The organism is Bradyrhizobium sp. 137 (assembly GCF_023074095.1).
In the GTDB taxonomy this organism is placed as follows: Bacteria; Pseudomonadota; Alphaproteobacteria; order Rhizobiales; family Xanthobacteraceae; genus Bradyrhizobium.
The window spans coordinates 198,440-214,714 of record NZ_JADPKU010000053.1 but is presented as its reverse complement, the minus strand read 5'-3'; the positions used below and the strand labels follow the sequence as shown (position 1 = coordinate 214,714).

Below are 16,275 nucleotides of genomic sequence, written 5' to 3'. Positions count from 1 at the left end.
GCAAGGCATCGCCCCCGGAATGACGGCTGGTCTAATCACCCGCCTTCAGCCTGTATCCGATTCCCGTCTCGGTCAGCACATAGTGCGGCCGTTCCGGGTCGGCTTCGATCTTCTGGCGGAGCTGGCGGACATAGACGCGCAGATATTGCGCGTCGGTCAGCTCGTCCCAGAGCTCCTTGAGCAGGAAGCGATGGGTGAGCACCTTGCCGGCGTGCTGCACCAGGACGCGAAGGAGATCGTATTCCTTCGGTGACAGCTTCACCTCGCGCTCGCCGACCTTGACGATGCGGCGGACGAGATCGACGGAGAGATCGCCGGTGCGAAACACAGGGCGCTCGCCTTTGACTTGAAGCTGGTGGCGCAGCGCGGCACGCAAGCGGGCCAGAAGCTCTTCCATGCCGAACGGCTTGGTCAGGTAATCGTCGGCGCCGAGATCGAGCGCCTGCACTTTGCCGGCCTCGTCGCCGCGGCTCGACAGCACCACGATCGGCACCTCCTCGTTGCGGGCGCGGATGGTGCGCAGCAGCTCGTGTCCCTGCACGTCGGGCAGGCCGAGATCGAGGATGATCAGCGCCGGCTCCTCGGCAAGCCTGTCCAGCGCGGTCTTGCCGTTCGACGCCTCCAGAATCTCATAGCCCTGCGTCGTCAGCCCCATCCGCAGCAGTTTACGGATCGGCGGCTCGTCATCGATGACCAGGACCTTGATCGGGGCAGCACTCACGCGGCGGTATCCAATGCGTGGGTCTGCACTGGGACGGGCAGACGGATGGTGAGGATCGCGCCGCTCCGGTCGCTGCGGTTGGCGGCCGAGATCGTGCCCCGCATCGCCTCGACGAAACCACGGGAGATAGCGAGGCCGAGGCCGGTACCGGGCCGGATATGATCACCCTTCTGCACGCGATAGAACTTGTCGAACACGCTCTCGAGCTCGTCGGGTGGGATGCCGCCGCCCTCATCGGCGATCTGGAGAACGATCTCATCCCGCTCGCGCTGACTGCGGATCGCGATCGTGGTGTCGGGCGCCGAGTATTTCGCGGCGTTGTCGAGCAGGTTGAACAGCACTTGCTCGAACAGCACGGCATCGAGCTCGAGCATCGGCACATCGGCCGCCAGCGCAAGCTCGACCTTGTGAGCAGCGAGGATCTTGGCCGCTCGCCGCAGCGCGCTACCGACGATCTCGCCGAGATCGTGCAGCGCCGTATTGGGCACGATGGCGCCGGATTCGAGCTTGGTCATGTCGAGCAGATTGGCAATGAAGCGGTTGAGCCGTTCGGACTCGTCGATCACGGTCGCGAGCAGGTCGCGCTTCTCGGTGTCAGAGAGCGCGCCGTCGAGGTCGCGCATGGTGGAGGCCGCCCCAAGGACCGAGGCGAGCGGCGTCTTCAAATCGTGCGAGATCGAGGTCAGGAGCGCCGAACGCAGCCGTTCGGATTCGACAGTGCGCTTGACGCGATCCATGTCCTCGACCAGCAGCACGCGTTCGATTGCGAGCGCGCCCTGGTCGACCAGCGCATCGAGCAGCCGGCGCTGGTCCGGGGTCAATAGCGGGCCGGTGCGGTCGTTGTCGATGCCGATGACGCCGATCGGACCACGGCCGGTGCGCATCGGCAGGAACAGCCGTTTCGCACCCGGCAGGGTGTCCGAGCCGCGGCCTGCGGTGCGGTCGTTGCTCCAGGCCCAATTGGCGGCGGCGAGGTCGGCCTGATCGAGCTCATCCTCCGGCGGATAGCCGGATTTCACCGTGAGCAGGCCCTCTTCCGGCAGCAGCAACACGACGCGGACCTTCAGCATCAGCGCGATCTGATAGGCGGTTGCCCACAACACATCGTCGAGCGTGCCGGTGCCGGCGAGCTTGCGGCTGAAGGCATGGAGCTGCTCGGTCATCCGGATCCGGCCGATCGCGGTGTCGGCCTGGATGCGCACACGTGCCGCGACATTGGAGACGATCATCGCCACCACCACGAACAGCACGAAGGCGGCAACGTTGGTCGGGTCGGTGATCGTGAAGGTATAGATCGGCGGCAGGAAGAAGAAATTGTAGCACAGCGAGGCCGCGACGGTCGCGAGCAGCGACGGCCACAGGCCGTAGCGGACCGCAACCGCGACCACCGCCGTCAGCAGCACGAGGTCGACGTTCTCGATGCCGAACCGGGGCTGGACCAGCTCCGCGGCGCCGAGCCCGATCAGCACGATCCCGAGCGCCTTCAGATAGGGCAGCGGGTTGAACGGCTCCGCGCGCGCAGCGGTCTGTACCGCGGTCTTGGGCACGGCCTCGCCGGGCAGCTCGTCACCGGCGATGACGTGGACGGTGATGTTGCCGGCGCGGCGCACCAGGTCATGCACGACTGAGCCGCGCGCTATCTCGAACCAGCGCGAGCGGGTCGACTTGCCGATCACGATCTGGGTGACGTTGTTGCCTTGTGCGAAGTTCACGACGTCGTCGGCGATGCGGCGGCCCACAGCGGGAATCGTCAGCGCCTCGCCGCCGAGCGATTCGGCAAGCCGCAGCGTATCGGCCAGCCGGTCGCGCTCCTCGTCGGAAAGCTGGAGCGAGCGGCGCGTCTCGATCGAGAGCGCGGTGAACGGGGCATGCAGCCGATCGGCCAGCCGCTTGGTATAGCGCACCAGCCCGGCCGCGCGCGGATCCTCGCTGACGCAGACGAGGATACGTTCGCCCGCAGCCCAGGGACCGGCGATGGCGTTCGCCTGCATGTGGGTGAGGAGCTGCTCGTCGACCCGCTCGGCCGTGCGCCGCAAGGCGAGCTCGCGCAACGCGGTCAGATTGCCCGGCGAGAAATAATGCTCCAGCGCCCGCTCGGCTTGCCTCGGCACATAGACCTTGCCCTCCTTCAGCCGCTGAATCAGGTCGTCGGGCGTGAGGTCGATCAGCTCGATCGCATCGGCGCGATCGAACACCGAATCCGGCACCGTCTCGCGCACCCGCACATGGGTAATCTGGGCGACGACGTCGTTCAGGCTCTCGATGTGCTGGATGTTGACGGCGGTATAGACGTCGATGCCGCGGGAGAGCAGTTCCTCGACATCGAGATAGCGCTTGGGGTGGCGGCTGCCGACCGCGTTGGTGTGGGCGAGTTCGTCGACCAGCGCAATTTGCGGCCGCCGCTCGATCACGGCATCGAGGTCCATCTCCTCGACGATCTGGCCGCGGTAGTCGATCCTCTTGCGGGGGACCATTTCGAGCCCGCGCACCAGCGCCTCGGTCTCAGCCCGGCCGTGGGTCTCGACGAAGCCGACCACGACGTCGATGCCGGCTTTGCGCTTGGCGTGGGCGCTTTGCAGCATCTCGTAGGTCTTGCCGACGCCCGGGGCGGCGCCCACGAAGATCTTCAGCTTGCCGCTCGCGCTTTCTGCCCGACGCGCGGTTTCCAGCAACGCATCGGGCGACGGACGTTGTTCGGGATCGCGGCGCGGTTGAACCATCAGGCCAATATAATCATCCCGGCGTGCTGAGCCTAGACTACTTCGCGGCGCGGTCGAGCGCGAGATTCAGCGCCAGCACGTTGACGCGGGGCTCGCCGATCAGGCCCAGCAAACGGCCTTCGGTATTGGCAGTCACGAGCTGCCTGACCTGGTCCTCCGGCACATTCCGTGCCTTCGCCACGCGCGGCACCTGGAATTGCGCCGCTTCCGGCGAGATGTCGGGATCAAGACCGCTAGCTGACGTCGTCACCAGATCGACCGGTATCGGCGCGGATGGATTTTCTACCTTCAGCTTGTCCACATCTTCCTTCAGCCGGTCGGCCAGCGCCTTGCTGGTGGGGCCGAGATTGGAGCCGCCCGAATTGGCAGCGTTGTAGGGCGCCGGCACAGTTTTGGTCGAATCATTGGGATCGGGCGCCAGCGTCGCCGAGGGACGACCGCGGAAATATTTGTCGTCCTTGAACTCCTGCCCGATCAGAGCGGATCCGACCACCCTGCCGTCCCTTTCGATTAGGCTGCCCTGCGCCTGCACCGGAAACAACGTGCCGGCGATGGCAGTCATTGCGAGCGGATAGGCAAGGCCCGTAATGGCGGTGAGCACCAGCAAGAGCACGATGCCGGGGCGAATTTCTCTGAGCATGATGGGTCTCCAGTTATTTCATCATTACAAGCGAAGCGAAGCAATCCAGAGTTTCTCCGCGGCGGCAGCCAGGATTGCATCGTCGCTTCGCTCCTCGCAATGAGGGGACTAAGCCAAATGCAAGGCGGTGACGACGAGGTCGATCGCCTTGATGCCGATGAAGGGAATAACGATGCCGCCGAGGCCGTAGATCAAGAGGTTGCGGCGGAGCAGCGCGCCGGCACCGACAGCGCGGTAGGCGACGCCCTTCAGCGCCAGTGGAATCAACGCCACGATGATGAGGGCATTGAAGATGATCGCCGACAGGATGGCGCTCTGCGGGCTCGACAGGCTCATGACGTTGAGCACGTTGAGTTGGGGGTAAAACGCCAGGAACATCGCCGGGATGATCGCAAAATACTTGGCGACATCGTTGGCGATGGAGAACGTGGTCAGCGCACCGCGCGTCATCAAGAGCTGCTTGCCGATCTCGACCACCTCGATCAGCTTGGTCGGGTTGGAGTCGAGATCGACCATGTTGCCGGCCTCACGGGCGGCCTGGGTGCCGGTGTTCATGGCGACACCGACATCGGCCTGCGCGAGCGCCGGCGCATCGTTGGTACCGTCGCCGCACATGGCGACCAGCTTGCCCTTGGCCTGCTCATCGCGAATCAGCCGGAGCTTGTCCTCGGGGGTGGCCTGCGCCAGGAAGTCGTCGACGCCCGCTTCCGCCGCGATCGCGGCCGCCGTCATCGGGTTGTCGCCTGTAATCATGATGGTGCGGATACCCATGCGGCGCAGCTCGGCGAAGCGTTCGCGGATGCCGCCCTTGACGATGTCCTTGAGCTGGATGACGCCGAGCAGCTTGCCGTCCCTGGCGACCGCGAGCGGCGTGCCGCCGGCCTTCGAGATATCATCGGCAATAGTCTGGATCTCGCGACCGAGATCCGACAGGGCGGCCGGCTGGGTCGCCCGCGGCACGTTGCCGGAGGCAATCGCCAGCGGCGCGCCGCCGTCAACATAGTTCAGCATGGCGTCGACAGCGCCCTTGCGCACCGACGCGCCACCGGCATCAACGCCGCTCATGCGGGTCTGCGCCGTGAATGGGATGAAGGTCGCGCCAAGCTCGGCCATGTCCCGGCCGCGAATGCCGTATTTCTCCTTCGCCAGCACCACGATGGAACGGCCTTCCGGAGTCTCGTCCGCGAGCGAGGCCAACTGAGCTGCATCCGCCAGCTCCTGCTCGGTCACTCCGCGCACGGGACGGAAGGCGGTCGCCTGCCGGTTGCCGAGCGTGATGGTGCCGGTCTTGTCCAGCAGCAGTGTGTCGACGTCGCCGGCCGCCTCGACCGCGCGGCCGGACATCGCCAGCACGTTGAAGCGTACCAGACGGTCCATGCCGGCGATGCCGATCGCCGACAACAGCGCGCCGATGGTGGTCGGGATCAGCGTCACGAACAGCGCGACCAGCACGATCACCGAGATCGAGCCGCCGGCATAGGCCGCATAGCTGGGGATGGTGACGGTGGCGAACACGAAGATGACAGTGAGACCGGCGAGCAAGATGTTGAGCGCGATCTCGTTCGGGGTCTTCTGCCGCTCGGCGCCCTCGACCAGCTTGATCATGCGATCGATGAAGGTCGAGCCCTGGGCTGCCGTGATACGGACGCGGATCCAGTCCGACAGCACCTGCGTGCCACCCGTGACCGCAGAGCGGTCACCGCCGGATTCGCGGATCACGGGCGCGGACTCGCCGGTGATGGCGGCCTCGTTGACGGAGGCGACGCCCTCGATCACCTCGCCGTCGGAAGGGATGGTGTCGCCGGCCTCGACCAGCACGATGTCGCCTACTTTCAGGCTCGTGCCCGGCACGAGCTTGAAATTCTCGCCAGCACCAGTGAGGAGCTTGGCCTGGCTTTCCGTGCGGGTCTTGCGCAGCGATTCGGCCTGCGCCTTGCCGCGGCCTTCGGCCACGGCTTCGGCGAAATTGGCGAACAGCACCGTGAACCAGAGCCAGACGATGATCTGGAAGGTGAAGCCGAGGTTCGCGCCGCCAATGACGAGGTCGCGCAGGGAGATCACAGTCGTGAGCACTGCAACGACCTCGACAACGAACATGACGGGATTCTTCACCATCAGACGCGGATCGAGCTTGGCGAAGGAGGCGCGGATCGCGGGCATCACGATTCTGGGATCGAGCATTGCCGACATCGGCGCACGTTTTTGCAGTTTCATCGTATCCATGGAGGTCACTCCAACAATCAGAACAGGTTGCCGGCGTTCATCGCCAGATGTTCGACGATCGGGCCGAGCGCGAGCGCCGGGAAGAAGGTCAGGCCGCCCATAATCAGGATGACGCCGACCACGAGGCCGACGAACAGGCCTCCGGTGGTCGGGAACGTGCCCACGGACGCCGGGATCGATTTCTTCTCCGCAAGCGAGCCCGCGATCGCCATGGCCGGGACGATCATGAAGAAGCGGCCGACGAACATCGCGCTTGCCAGCGTCAGGTTGTAGAAGAAGGTGTTGCCGGTGAGCCCGGCGAAGGCCGAGCCGTTGTTGCCGGCCGCCGATGTGAAGGCGTAGAGCACTTCGGTGAAGCCGTGCGGGCCGGCATTCGCCATGGAGGCGACTGCCGTCGGATAGACCACGCCGACGGCGGTCCAGCCGAGGATCATCAGCGGCAGCACCAGGATCGCCAGCATAGCCATCTTGACCTCACGCGCCTCGATTTTCTTGCCGACATATTCCGGGGTGCGGCCAACCATAAGGCCCGCGACGAAGATCGCGAGGATGACGAACAGCAGCATGCCGTACATGCCGGCGCCAACGCCGCCGACGATGATTTCGCCGAGCTCCATGTTGATCAGCGGGATCATGCCGCCGAGTGCGGTAAAACTGTCATGCATCGCGTTGACAGCGCCGCACGAGGCGGCGGTGGTGACGACGGCAAACAGCGAGGATGCGATGATGCCGAACCGGACCTCCTTGCCTTCCATGTTGCCGCCGGTCAGGCCCAGCGCATGGAGCGTCGCGGTGCCGTTTGCTTCCGCCCAACAGGTGATGGCGACGCCAGCCAGGAACAGCACGCCCATCACGGAGAGGATTGCCCAGCCCTGGCGCTGGTTGCCGACCATGCGGCCGAATACGTTGGTGAGTGCGGCGCCGAGTGCAAAGATCGAGAGCATCTGCACGAAATTCGACAGCGCGGTCGGGTTCTCGAAGGGATGAGCGGCGTTGGCGTTGAAGAAGCCGCCACCGTTGGTGCCGAGCATCTTGATCGCGACCTGGGAAGCGACCGGCCCGACCGCGATGGTTTGCTTGGCGCCTTCGAGCGTCGTCGCCTCGATATACGGCCCGAGCGTCTGCGGCATGCCCTGCCAGACCAGGAACAGCGCATAGACGACGCAGATCGGCAGCAGCACGTAGAGCGTACACCGGGTGACGTCGATCCAGAAATTGCCGACCGTGCGCATCGAGGCGCGCGAGAAGCCGCGGATCAAGGCCATCGCCAGCGCGATGCCGGTCGCGGCCGACAGGAAGTTCTGGTGCGTCAGGCCGAGCATCTGCACGAGATAGGACAGCGTGCTCTCGCCGCCGTAGTTCTGCCAGTTGGTGTTGGTGATAAAGGAGACCGCGGTGTTGAAGGAGAGATCCTCGGCGACCGCGCCCTGCCCGGCCGGATTGAACGGCAGCACGGCCTGAAGGCGCATCACGCCGTAGATGATGAGGAAGCCGCCGACATGGAACAGCAACATGGCGACCGTGTAGGTCAGCCAATGCTGCTCGCGCTTCTCGTCGACGCCGGAAATCCTGTAAATGCCGGCCTCGATCGGACGCAGTACCGGCGAGAGGAAGGTGCGCTCGCCGTTGAACACGCGCGTCATGTACCCGCCGAGCGGTTTTGCGAGCGCAACGATAATGGCGCAAAACAGAATGATCTGGAGCCAACCGATCATAGTCATGGAATCAACCCTTCAGGCATGGTTCCGGCGTAGCAGAGGCAGAAGCACCGTCAGCAGGCCGGCGACGAGCATGGCGTCCGCCAGCAACAATTCGAGAATCAGCAGCACGGCTCAGAACCGCTCGGGCCGCAGCAGCGCGTAGGTGAGATAGGCCAGGAGGCCGAACGAAACGGCACCGGCGAGGGCATAATCGAAGATCATGATCCGCTCCGTCACAGCCGTTCGCAGGTATAGGTGTAGCCGATCGCGAGCGCGAACAGGCCGAAGGCCAGGGCCAGCATCACAATGTCCATCATGGAGATACTCCTCGTTGCGCCCTGATGTCAGGCGCAACCGCTTCTCGGGGATCCGACGAGCTCGAAGGAAACGCAGGCGCATTTCCGCGGGGCTCCGGCCGGGACTTTTGACCGCGCTGAAGTGACACCACGGGCATAGGTTTTCGAGATGAGGCCCATGGCGACGTTATAGGAATCTCATAAAGGCCGTAGCCGCCACACCGACATATCATTCCGGGCGATCGTTCCGGACAGGCACGCGGCGATGCAATCCGATCATCGCTTGCGCTGCCGATCGTTACGTCAGGCGGACTCCGGGGTTTCCAAAAAGCCCTGCTTCTATAAGTCTCCACCTGCGGCGCAGCCGACAGTCGCATCTGTCGCTCCTACCCGGAAGACTCCATGCACTTATGAAATCCATATATCTCTCGCCCGATCCTCATCTCGCTTTCAAATACCCTCCCGGCCATCTTGGCAATGCCGGCCGACTGACCGACGCAAATTCCAGGAGGCCTGATATGACCGCCTCACTCCGACGCCTTGACCCGCCTTCCCTGAGCGAGCGGCTTCGCGCGGCACCGGCGATGACACGGGCGCTGATGCTCGACATCATCGAGCACGCCTGCCGGCGCGTTCCCTCGCTCGGGCAAAGCGAACGCACCACACGGATCGTGCGCCTGATCGACGTCGAGGCCTGGGCCGATGCGGCGCTGGCGCTGGTGGAGCTCGAGCTGCCGAGGTGGCAGGTCCGCCGTATCGCCTATGACGAGGGCGAGTGGCATTGCGCGCTGTCGCGCGAACGCGAGTTGCCGGACTGGCTCGACACCGCGGTCGAGGCGCGCCATGTCGACCTTTCGCTTGCCCTGCTGTCGGCCTTCGCTGAAGTCCGGACCGAGCGTGCGGAGACACCGCGACCGAGCGTTTCTTCTGTCCGTCCGCTGCGAGAGCCACTCTACCAGCCGATCACGTGCGACAATTTCGGCTAGACGCTCCTAATGGAAGGACACCAGAAATGTCGACGCTGCGCAGAGCCCGGCTCAAACGTATCGTCCGGCATGGGCTCGCCGTCCTCTCGATGGGCAGCGTGCTCACAGCGCTGATCGCGCTGAGGACAGCAATTCTGTGCCTCGCGAGATAACGCATGATCGGACTCAAGATCATCATCCTGGCATTGATGGCTGCACTGCTGCTCGGCATGCGCATCGGCGCGGCGCCCGCCCCGGACAAGTAGCATGCATCCCTTCAAGGGACACCTGGAGCACGTGATCACCACGACCGTCCTGACCAAAGCGTTGAGCCTGATCTGGGGCGCGATCCTGACGCTCGTGATCACGCTTCTGGCACGCAGGCTCGGCGCCTAGCTGCTCACGGGCCATGCGCATGGCGATCGACCGCGAATAGACCACGTCTGCCTATGAGGCGAGCAACCGGGCACGCAGCGCAGTACGCGATGCCCAGTTGAGGCGGCATATCCCGCGGAAAAGACTCGGCCGATCTGGCGCAATTTCACGGAACCGTGTAGAGCGGTTTTATGAGCACAAGCAGCGTCAACGTGGTCGCCCACCCCCTGGTCCAGCACAAGCTCTCCTTGATGCGCGAGAAGGACCGCTCGACCAAGAGCTTTCGCGAGATCCTGAACGAGATCGGGATGCTGCTCGGCTACGAGGTGACGCGCGACCTGCCGCTGGAGCTGGTGGACATCGAGACGCCGATCGCCCCGATGCAGGCGCCGAAGATCGCCGGCAAGAAGCTCACCCTGGCGCCGATCCTGCGCGCGGGCGTCGGCTTCCTCGACGGCATGCTGGCGCTGATGCCCTCGGCGCGCATCGCTCATATCGGGCTCTACCGCGACCCCGAGACGTTGCAAGCCGTGGAATATTACTTCAAGGCACCGCAGGACCTGTCCGATCGCACCGTGATCCTGATGGATCCGATGCTGGCCACCGGCAATTCGGCCTGCGCCGGCGCGTCCCTGCTCAAGGCGCGCGGTGCCCGCGACATCCGCTTCGTCTGCCTCTTGGCCGCGCCCGAGGGCATCGCGCAGTTCCAGAGCGAGCATCCCGACGTGCCGGTCTGGACCGCCGCCATCGACGAGCGGCTCAACGACCACGGCTATATCGTGCCGGGCCTGGGCGATGCCGGCGATCGGATGTTCGGCACCAAGTAGACAGCTTTGCACGATCGGGTTACTCCGATTGCATGCTGATCGACAGATGTTCGCTGCAATCGCTGCTCCCGACCGAGACCGCCAGTCGCGTCCTCATGTTCGATGGCACGCCGATCTCGCGTGCGGAGCTCTCAGGAAGGATCGAGCAGACCGCCGCCTGGCTGGCCGCGCAGGGCATCGGGAGGGGCGACGTCGTCGCCGTCTGGCTGGTCAACCGGATCGAATGGCTCGCACTGCTGTTCGCCGCCGGCCGCCTGGGCGCGGTCGTCGCCGCCGTCAATACGCGCTATCGCAGTGCGGAGGTCGCGCATCTGCTCCGCCTGTCCGGTGCCAAGCTGATGGTGGTCGAGGCCGCGTTCCGCTCGATCGATTTTGCCGCCATTCTCGCCGGTGTCGCCAAGGACGAGGTGCCCGCGCTGCAACAGCTTGCCGTGGTGGGCAAGACCGCGATCCCCGCGCAATGGCCGAGTGTGCGGTTCGATGCCTTCGACAGGTCTTATCCGCCTGCCCCGCCGGCTCAGGAGGACGTCGATCTGCCCGTCCTGCTGTACACGACATCGGGCACGACGAAGGGCCCGAAGCTCGTCGCCCATTCGCAGCGGACGCTGGCGACGCATGCCGCGTCCGTCGCCAAGGCGCTGCAGCTTGATCCGCAGCGCCATTCGCTGCTGGCGATGCTGCCGTTATGCGGCACTTTTGGCATGACAAGCATGCTCGGTTTCATCGCAGCGGGCGCGACCATCCATGTACTCGATGCTTTCGAGGCGGCGCCGGCCGTGAGGATCCTCGGCGAGTGCAGGATCACGCATTCGTTCGGCTCGGACGAGATGTTCCGCCGCATCCTCGCGCTCACCGATGCACCACGACCGTTTCCGCATCTCGAAATCTGCGGCTTCGCCGCATTCCAGCCCGGCTGGCGCGAGTTGGCCGCGGAGGCCGAAGTGCGCGGTATGCCGCTGTTCGGCTTGTACGGTTCGAGCGAGGTGCAGGCGCTGTTCTCGATCGGCCGCGGCAGCGATGCCTTCGCCGATCGCATCGAAGGCGGCGGCTGGCCGATGTCGCCGGACGCGAAAATCCGCATCCGCGATGTCGAGACCGGCGAGCTTGCGGCCCGGGGCGGCTCCGGCGAGATCGAGATCAGCGCGCCGTCATGCTTCCTCGGCTACTTCAACAATCCCGAGGCGACGCGGGAAGCGATCACCGCCGATGGCTTCTTCCGCACCGGCGACATCGGCCGGCTGCGCGGGGATGGTTCGTTCGTCTACGAGACCCGTGCCGGCGATGCGATGCGGCTCGGCGGCTTCCTGGTCGCGCCCGGCGAGATCGAAGACGAGCTCAAATCGTGCGCGGGTGTCGCCGACGCCCAGGTGGTCGCGATCGACCTGAAGGGACAGGCCCGCTGCGTCGCCTTCGTAATTCCAGCTGGAGAGCCACCACGACAGGAAGCGCTAATCGCCCATGTGCGCGAGCGGCTCGCCGGCTACAAGGTGCCGGCGCGGGTCTATGTCGTGGATGCCTTCCCCGTCACCGACAGCGCCAATGGCGTCAAGATTCAGCGCGCCCGGCTTCGTGCCATGGCCATGGACCGGATCGCCGCTGAATAGGAACAGCCTTTTGAGCTTGCGCCCGAAGGTCGCTCAGTAAGACTTGGCGAGGCCAAGCACCTTTTCCGCGATGAAGCTGAGCGCGAGCTGCGGACTGACCGGCGCGATGCGCGGAATCAGGATCTCGCGCAAATAGCGCTCGACATGGAATTCCTTGGCATAGCCGAAGCCGCCATGGGTCATCACCGCCTGCTCGCAAGCCGAGAAGCCTGCCTCGCCAGCGAGATACTTTGCCGCATTGGCGGCGGCGCCGCAGGGCATGCGCTTGTCGTATTGCCAGGCCGCCGACATCACCATCAGCCAGGCCGCCTCGAGCTCGACCCAGTTCACCGCCAGCGGATGCTGGATGCCCTGATTCTTGCCGATGGGCCGGTTGAACACCACACGCGTCTTGGCGTATTCGGTCGCACGCGATAGCGCGAGCTTGCCGAGACCGACCGCTTCCGCCGCGATCAGGATACGCTCCGGGTTCATGCCTTCGAGGATGTACTCGAAGCCTTTGCCTTCCTCGCCGATCCGATCCTCCATCGGGATTTCAAAATCCTCGAAGAACAGCTCGTTGGAATCGACGATCTTGCGGCCCATCTTCTCGATCTCGTGGACCTTAATCTTGTTGCGGTCGAAATCGGTGTAGAACAGGCTGAGGCCGTGGGTCGGCGAGCGCACCTGTTCCAGCGGGGTGGTGCGCGCCAGCAGCAGGATCTTGTGCGCGACCTGCGCGGTCGATATCCACACCTTCTGGCCGTTGACGATGTAGCGATCGTTCTTGGCGACCGCGCGGGTCTTGAGCTGGGTGGTGTTGAGACCGGTGTTGGGCTCGGTAACCGCGAAACAGGCTTTCTCGCGACCCTCGACCATCGGCGGCAGCATGCGCTTGCGCTGCTCCTCGGTGCCGAACACGACGACGGGGTTGAGTCCGAACACGTTGATATGCACCGCGGACGCGCCGGACATGCCGGCACCTGATTCCGCGATGGTGCGCATCATGATCGCGGCTTCGGTAATGCCTAGCCCGGAGCCGCCATACTCCTCCGGCACGCAGATGCCGAGCCAGCCGGCATCTGCCAGCGCCTTGTGAAAGTCGTGCGGGAAGCCGCCGTCGTGATCCTTCTTCAGCCAATAGGCATCGGGAAAGCCTTCGCAGATCTTGGCGATGGCGTCGCGAATGGCTTCCTGCTGATCGGTGAGCGCGAAATCCATGTTCTTGATCTCCGTGCTAGGAGCCGCGGCGACTCACGTGCCCGATCTTTGAGCCCACCCAACCGGCGATGGAAGATTGCCGCGCCGGACCTTCCCTCGCTTGCGTTCTTTAGCTCGAAAAACTCAGTACAGATACGTGAATTTGCCTGCCAAGTGCGTGTACCATGCATAGGGTCATGCGGCGCGACGGTGCGAGCGCGTCGTTATTTCGCAAGGAGGGAAACCGCGATGGCCGGACTTTATTTCGAGGACTTCTCCGTAGGCCAGGAGTTCAGGCATCCGCTGACCCGGACCGTCACGGAGATGGACAACACCATGTTCAGCCTGCTGACGCTCAATCCGCAGCCGCTGCACATCGATGCGCATTTCGCCGAGAAGACCGAGTTCGGCCAGCGCATTTTCAACAGTCTTTACACCCTCGGTATCATGATCGGCATGACGGTCTATGATACGACCCTCGGGACCACTGTTGCCAATCTCGGCATGACCGACGTCACTTTTCCAAAGCCGGTCTTCCACGGCGACACGTTGCGGGCGACGACGAAGGTGCTTTCGTTGCGGGAATCGAAATCGCGCCCGAGGGCAGGCATCGTCGAGTTCGAGCACCACGCCCTCAACCAGAACGACGAGATCGTCGGCAAATGCCGGCGCATGGCGATGATGCACAAGAGGCCGGTCTGATGCGTTCGATGCTGTTCGTGCCGGGTGATTCCCCGCGCAAATTCGAGAAAGCGAGCGAAGGCAAGGCCGACGCGCTGATCATAGACCTCGAGGATTCCGTCGTCGCCGAGAAGAAGGAGCAGGCGCGCGGGTTGACGCTGGCGATGCTGAAGGGCTCTCGCGGCCCGCACCAGCTCTATGTCCGTGTCAACGCGCTCGACACCGGCATGACGCTTGTCGATCTCGCCACGGTGATGCCGGGCAAGCCCGACGGCATCGTGCTGCCGAAATCGCAAGGCGGCGACGATGTGCGGCAGGTGGCGACCTGGCTCGAAGCGTTCGAGGCGGCGGCCGGCATCGCGGTCGGCGCGACGCGCATCGTCTGCGTCGCGACGGAGACCGCCGGCTCCATCTTCGGGCTTGGCAGCTACAAAGGCTGCTCCCCTCGCCTCGCTGGACTGATGTGGGGTGCCGAAGATCTCTCGGCTTCGCTCGGCGCCACCGAGAAAGCCTCGGGCGGCGTGTTCCACAGCCCCTATCGGCTCGCGCGCGATCTCTGCCTGATGGCGGCGGCCGCGGCCGAGGTTGCGCCGATCGACACCGTCTATACCGACATTGACAATCTCGCCGGCCTCGACGCCGAGACGCGCGCGGCACGGCGCGACGGTTTTGCAGCCAAGGCGCTGATCCATCCCAAGCATGTCGATGTCGTCAACGCGGCCTTCGAGCCGACGGAGGCCGAACGCACATGGGCGGAGAAGGTAATCGCGGCATTCGCGAGCAATCCGAATGCCGGCACGCTGCGGCTCGACGGCCAGATGATCGACAAGCCGCATCTTCGCGCCGCGAAGAAGATCCTGGGCCAACCCTAGATCGCCGTCACTTCGGCTGACCGCGCGGGCGACCTTCAACCTGCCGAAGGTGTGTCGGTTGAAGCCGCGCCGTCAGTCGAACCCCTGAACGGGCGGAGCCGAGGTCTGCGCCGGCACGGCAGGCTCGGCTTGAACCGGCGGGGTCGGGTTGCCGGCAGCGCTCGTCTGGCCATTGGCAGCCATCGCCTCGCGCGTGCGCGGTGGGACGCGGGTCGCGGCAGCGCGACGTGGCGGCTGCCGGTGTCTTGCCGACTGCGAACCACTCAGGCCCCAGGACCGGGCGATCGAAGGTCCGGCGGTGTAACCAACCAACGCTCCGGCGACGGCTCCGACCGGGCCAAGTACGACCGCACCGGATAAGGCGCCGAGCGCTGCATCGCCCGCGCGCTCCTGCGCAACTGCGCTCGCCGGCACACAAGCCAGCATTGCAATAGCGGTGATCACAGCCTTGTTCATCGGAGCGCCTCCCTCGCGGCAGATCACTCCTGCTCAAATATGGCCGTACCAAGTTCGCTTGCCGGCCAACCAAGGGCAATCGATGGAACTCGGCGTTCGCAGCTCTTGCGCCCTCAACCGGGGCTCCACGCGGGCCACTCAGAGCAACTGCTAGACGATCCTGATCGACACGTCCGGCAGGCCCTCGAGCTTGCACAACAGCACGTCGCCCTTCACCACCGGGCCGACATTCTCCGGCGTGCCGGAATAGATGATGTCGCCCGCCTTCAGCTCGAACGCTTCCGACAGCTTTGCGATCTGCTCGGCGACGCTCCAGATCATCTTGCTGAGATCGGAGTTCTGCCGGACGGCGCCGTTGACTGCCAGCGAAATCGCACCCTTCTCGAAATGGCCGGTCTTGCTTGCCGGGTGAATCGGACCGAGCACGGCCGCATGATCAAAGCTCTTGCCGATCTCCCAGGGCTTCTTCTCCGCGGCCATGCCGTTCTGAAGATCGCGCCGGGTCATGTCGAGCCCGAGCGCATAGCCATAGACATGGTCGAGCGCCTTCTCGACCGGAATGTTGGTGCCGCCCGATTTCAGCGCCGCAACCAGCTCGACCTCGTGATGATAGTTCTTGGTCAGCGACGGATAGGGATGATCGGCGACCTCGCCGATCGCGACGTTCTGAATCGCGTCGGTCGGCTTCTGGAAGAAGAACGGCGGCTCGCGGTTCGGATCCGAGCCGCGCTCGATCGCGTGCGCCGCGTAATTGCGCCCGATGCAGTAGATGCGGCGCACCTGAAACACCTGGGTCTCACCGACGATCGGGATCGTCACCATCGGCACCGGAAAGATCGGCTTGGGTCCGGCCTGCGCGGCGGCCGGTGCGACCCCGGTCATCGAAACGGCGGTAGCCGCCGCAGCGGTTGCGAGCAAATCACGTCGCGTGGGTGAGGTCATCTCGGATGCTCCCTTTGCCTTTGCTTGGGCAGCGTCATGCGCGCCGATCCGGCTGATAGTCGATATTTGGTGTG

At 64.6% G+C, this 16,275-nt stretch carries 15 protein-coding genes; 6 read left to right on the top strand and 9 right to left on the bottom strand.

All coding sequences use genetic code 11. From position 1 onward, the window contains the following. Positions 1-31 precede the first annotated feature (31 nt). The 6 genes from IVA78_RS14965 to IVA78_RS14940 form a co-directional block, all read right to left on the bottom strand. Positions 32-721 carry a response regulator transcription factor gene (locus tag IVA78_RS14965; protein WP_247278331.1) on the bottom strand — a complete coding sequence of 230 codons (690 nt, stop codon included), beginning with the start codon at positions 719-721 and terminating at the stop codon, positions 32-34. Further along, on the bottom strand, positions 718-3,441 hold the full coding sequence (locus tag IVA78_RS14960) for a sensor histidine kinase KdpD (protein WP_247466126.1): 2,724 nt from the start codon (positions 3,439-3,441) through the stop codon (positions 718-720). Before IVA78_RS14960 ends, IVA78_RS14965 begins: the two co-directional genes overlap by 4 nt. 37 nt (positions 3,442-3,478) lie before the next feature. After that, entirely contained in the window at positions 3,479-4,081 is a 603-nt protein-coding gene (locus IVA78_RS14955) for a K(+)-transporting ATPase subunit C (protein WP_247278329.1), read from the bottom strand. 108 nt (positions 4,082-4,189) lie between these two features. Next, a complete protein-coding gene (gene kdpB, locus IVA78_RS14950; RefSeq protein ID WP_247278328.1) occupies positions 4,190-6,304 on the bottom strand; it encodes a potassium-transporting ATPase subunit KdpB in 2,115 nt (704 codons plus the stop codon). Between the two features lie 17 nt (positions 6,305-6,321). After that, positions 6,322-8,025 carry a potassium-transporting ATPase subunit KdpA gene (gene kdpA / locus IVA78_RS14945; RefSeq protein ID WP_247278327.1) on the bottom strand — a complete coding sequence of 568 codons (1,704 nt, stop codon included), beginning with the start codon at positions 8,023-8,025 and terminating at the stop codon, positions 6,322-6,324. Between the two features lie 111 nt (positions 8,026-8,136). Continuing rightward, a complete protein-coding gene (locus IVA78_RS14940) occupies positions 8,137-8,226 on the bottom strand; it encodes a K(+)-transporting ATPase subunit F (RefSeq protein ID WP_049823729.1) in 90 nt (29 codons plus the stop codon). Between the two features lie 592 nt (positions 8,227-8,818). On the opposite strand from IVA78_RS14940, the gene IVA78_RS14935 reads away from it, so the two are divergent. The 4 genes from IVA78_RS14935 to IVA78_RS14925 all read left to right on the top strand — a co-directional run bounded on the left by IVA78_RS14935 (position 8,819) and on the right by IVA78_RS14925 (position 12,071). Next, on the top strand, positions 8,819-9,286 hold the full coding sequence (locus IVA78_RS14935; RefSeq protein ID WP_247278326.1) for a hypothetical protein: 468 nt from the start codon (positions 8,819-8,821) through the stop codon (positions 9,284-9,286). A gap of 246 nt (positions 9,287-9,532) precedes the next feature. Continuing rightward, positions 9,533-9,661, top strand: coding sequence for a hypothetical protein (locus IVA78_RS34400; protein ID WP_256464592.1), 129 nt, complete (start codon positions 9,533-9,535; stop codon positions 9,659-9,661). A 170-nt stretch (positions 9,662-9,831) separates the two neighbouring features. Next, positions 9,832-10,467, top strand: a complete 636-nt coding sequence (upp, locus tag IVA78_RS14930) for a uracil phosphoribosyltransferase (protein ID WP_130216606.1) — start codon at positions 9,832-9,834, stop codon at positions 10,465-10,467. Between the two features lie 32 nt (positions 10,468-10,499). After that, positions 10,500-12,071, top strand: a complete 1,572-nt coding sequence (locus IVA78_RS14925; RefSeq protein WP_247278325.1) for an AMP-binding protein — start codon at positions 10,500-10,502, stop codon at positions 12,069-12,071. A gap of 33 nt (positions 12,072-12,104) precedes the next feature. Here the strand turns inward: IVA78_RS14925 and IVA78_RS14920 are convergent, their stop codons facing one another. Then, on the bottom strand, positions 12,105-13,271 hold the full coding sequence (locus IVA78_RS14920) for an acyl-CoA dehydrogenase family protein (protein WP_247278324.1): 1,167 nt from the start codon (positions 13,269-13,271) through the stop codon (positions 12,105-12,107). Positions 13,272-13,499: 228 nt separating this feature from the next. On the opposite strand from IVA78_RS14920, the gene IVA78_RS14915 reads away from it, so the two are divergent. Then, positions 13,500-13,952, top strand: a complete 453-nt coding sequence (locus tag IVA78_RS14915; protein ID WP_126255091.1) for a MaoC family dehydratase — start codon at positions 13,500-13,502, stop codon at positions 13,950-13,952. Then, positions 13,952-14,803 (top strand): CoA ester lyase, encoded by an 852-nt coding sequence (locus IVA78_RS14910; RefSeq protein ID WP_247420958.1) that lies wholly within the window; start codon positions 13,952-13,954, stop codon positions 14,801-14,803. The genes IVA78_RS14915 and IVA78_RS14910 overlap by 1 nt, the downstream gene beginning before the upstream one ends. 72 nt (positions 14,804-14,875) lie before the next feature. Here IVA78_RS14910 and IVA78_RS14905 read toward each other — a convergent pair whose 3' ends face one another. Both IVA78_RS14905 and IVA78_RS14900 read right to left on the bottom strand, forming a co-directional pair. Beyond that, positions 14,876-15,259 carry a hypothetical protein gene (locus IVA78_RS14905; RefSeq protein ID WP_247466124.1) on the bottom strand — a complete coding sequence of 128 codons (384 nt, stop codon included), beginning with the start codon at positions 15,257-15,259 and terminating at the stop codon, positions 14,876-14,878. A gap of 150 nt (positions 15,260-15,409) precedes the next feature. Beyond that, on the bottom strand, positions 15,410-16,201 hold the full coding sequence (locus IVA78_RS14900) for a fumarylacetoacetate hydrolase family protein (protein ID WP_247278321.1): 792 nt from the start codon (positions 16,199-16,201) through the stop codon (positions 15,410-15,412). Between the last annotated feature and the right edge of the window lie 74 nt (positions 16,202-16,275).

Coding starts and splice junctions, on each gene's coding strand:
- IVA78_RS14935 (WP_247278326.1), top strand. CDS start 8,819: ATGACCGCCTCACTCCGACGCCTTGACCCGCCTTCCCTGAGCGAGCGG.
- IVA78_RS14940 (WP_049823729.1), bottom strand. CDS start 8,226: ATGATCTTCGATTATGCCCTCGCCGGTGCCGTTTCGTTCGGCCTCCTG.
- IVA78_RS14910 (WP_247420958.1), top strand. CDS start 13,952: ATGCGTTCGATGCTGTTCGTGCCGGGTGATTCCCCGCGCAAATTCGAG.
- IVA78_RS14915 (WP_126255091.1), top strand. CDS start 13,500: ATGGCCGGACTTTATTTCGAGGACTTCTCCGTAGGCCAGGAGTTCAGG.
- IVA78_RS14920 (WP_247278324.1), bottom strand. CDS start 13,271: ATGGATTTCGCGCTCACCGATCAGCAGGAAGCCATTCGCGACGCCATC.
- IVA78_RS14955 (WP_247278329.1), bottom strand. CDS start 4,081: ATGCTCAGAGAAATTCGCCCCGGCATCGTGCTCTTGCTGGTGCTCACC.
- IVA78_RS14960 (WP_247466126.1), bottom strand. CDS start 3,441: ATGGTTCAACCGCGCCGCGATCCCGAACAACGTCCGTCGCCCGATGCG.
- IVA78_RS14925 (WP_247278325.1), top strand. CDS start 10,500: ATGCTGATCGACAGATGTTCGCTGCAATCGCTGCTCCCGACCGAGACC.
- IVA78_RS14900 (WP_247278321.1), bottom strand. CDS start 16,201: ATGACCTCACCCACGCGACGTGATTTGCTCGCAACCGCTGCGGCGGCT.
- kdpB (WP_247278328.1), bottom strand. CDS start 6,304: ATGGATACGATGAAACTGCAAAAACGTGCGCCGATGTCGGCAATGCTC.
- upp (WP_130216606.1), top strand. CDS start 9,832: ATGAGCACAAGCAGCGTCAACGTGGTCGCCCACCCCCTGGTCCAGCAC.
- kdpA (WP_247278327.1), bottom strand. CDS start 8,025: ATGACTATGATCGGTTGGCTCCAGATCATTCTGTTTTGCGCCATTATC.
- IVA78_RS14905 (WP_247466124.1), bottom strand. CDS start 15,259: ATGAACAAGGCTGTGATCACCGCTATTGCAATGCTGGCTTGTGTGCCG.
- IVA78_RS34400 (WP_256464592.1), top strand. CDS start 9,533: ATGCATCCCTTCAAGGGACACCTGGAGCACGTGATCACCACGACCGTC.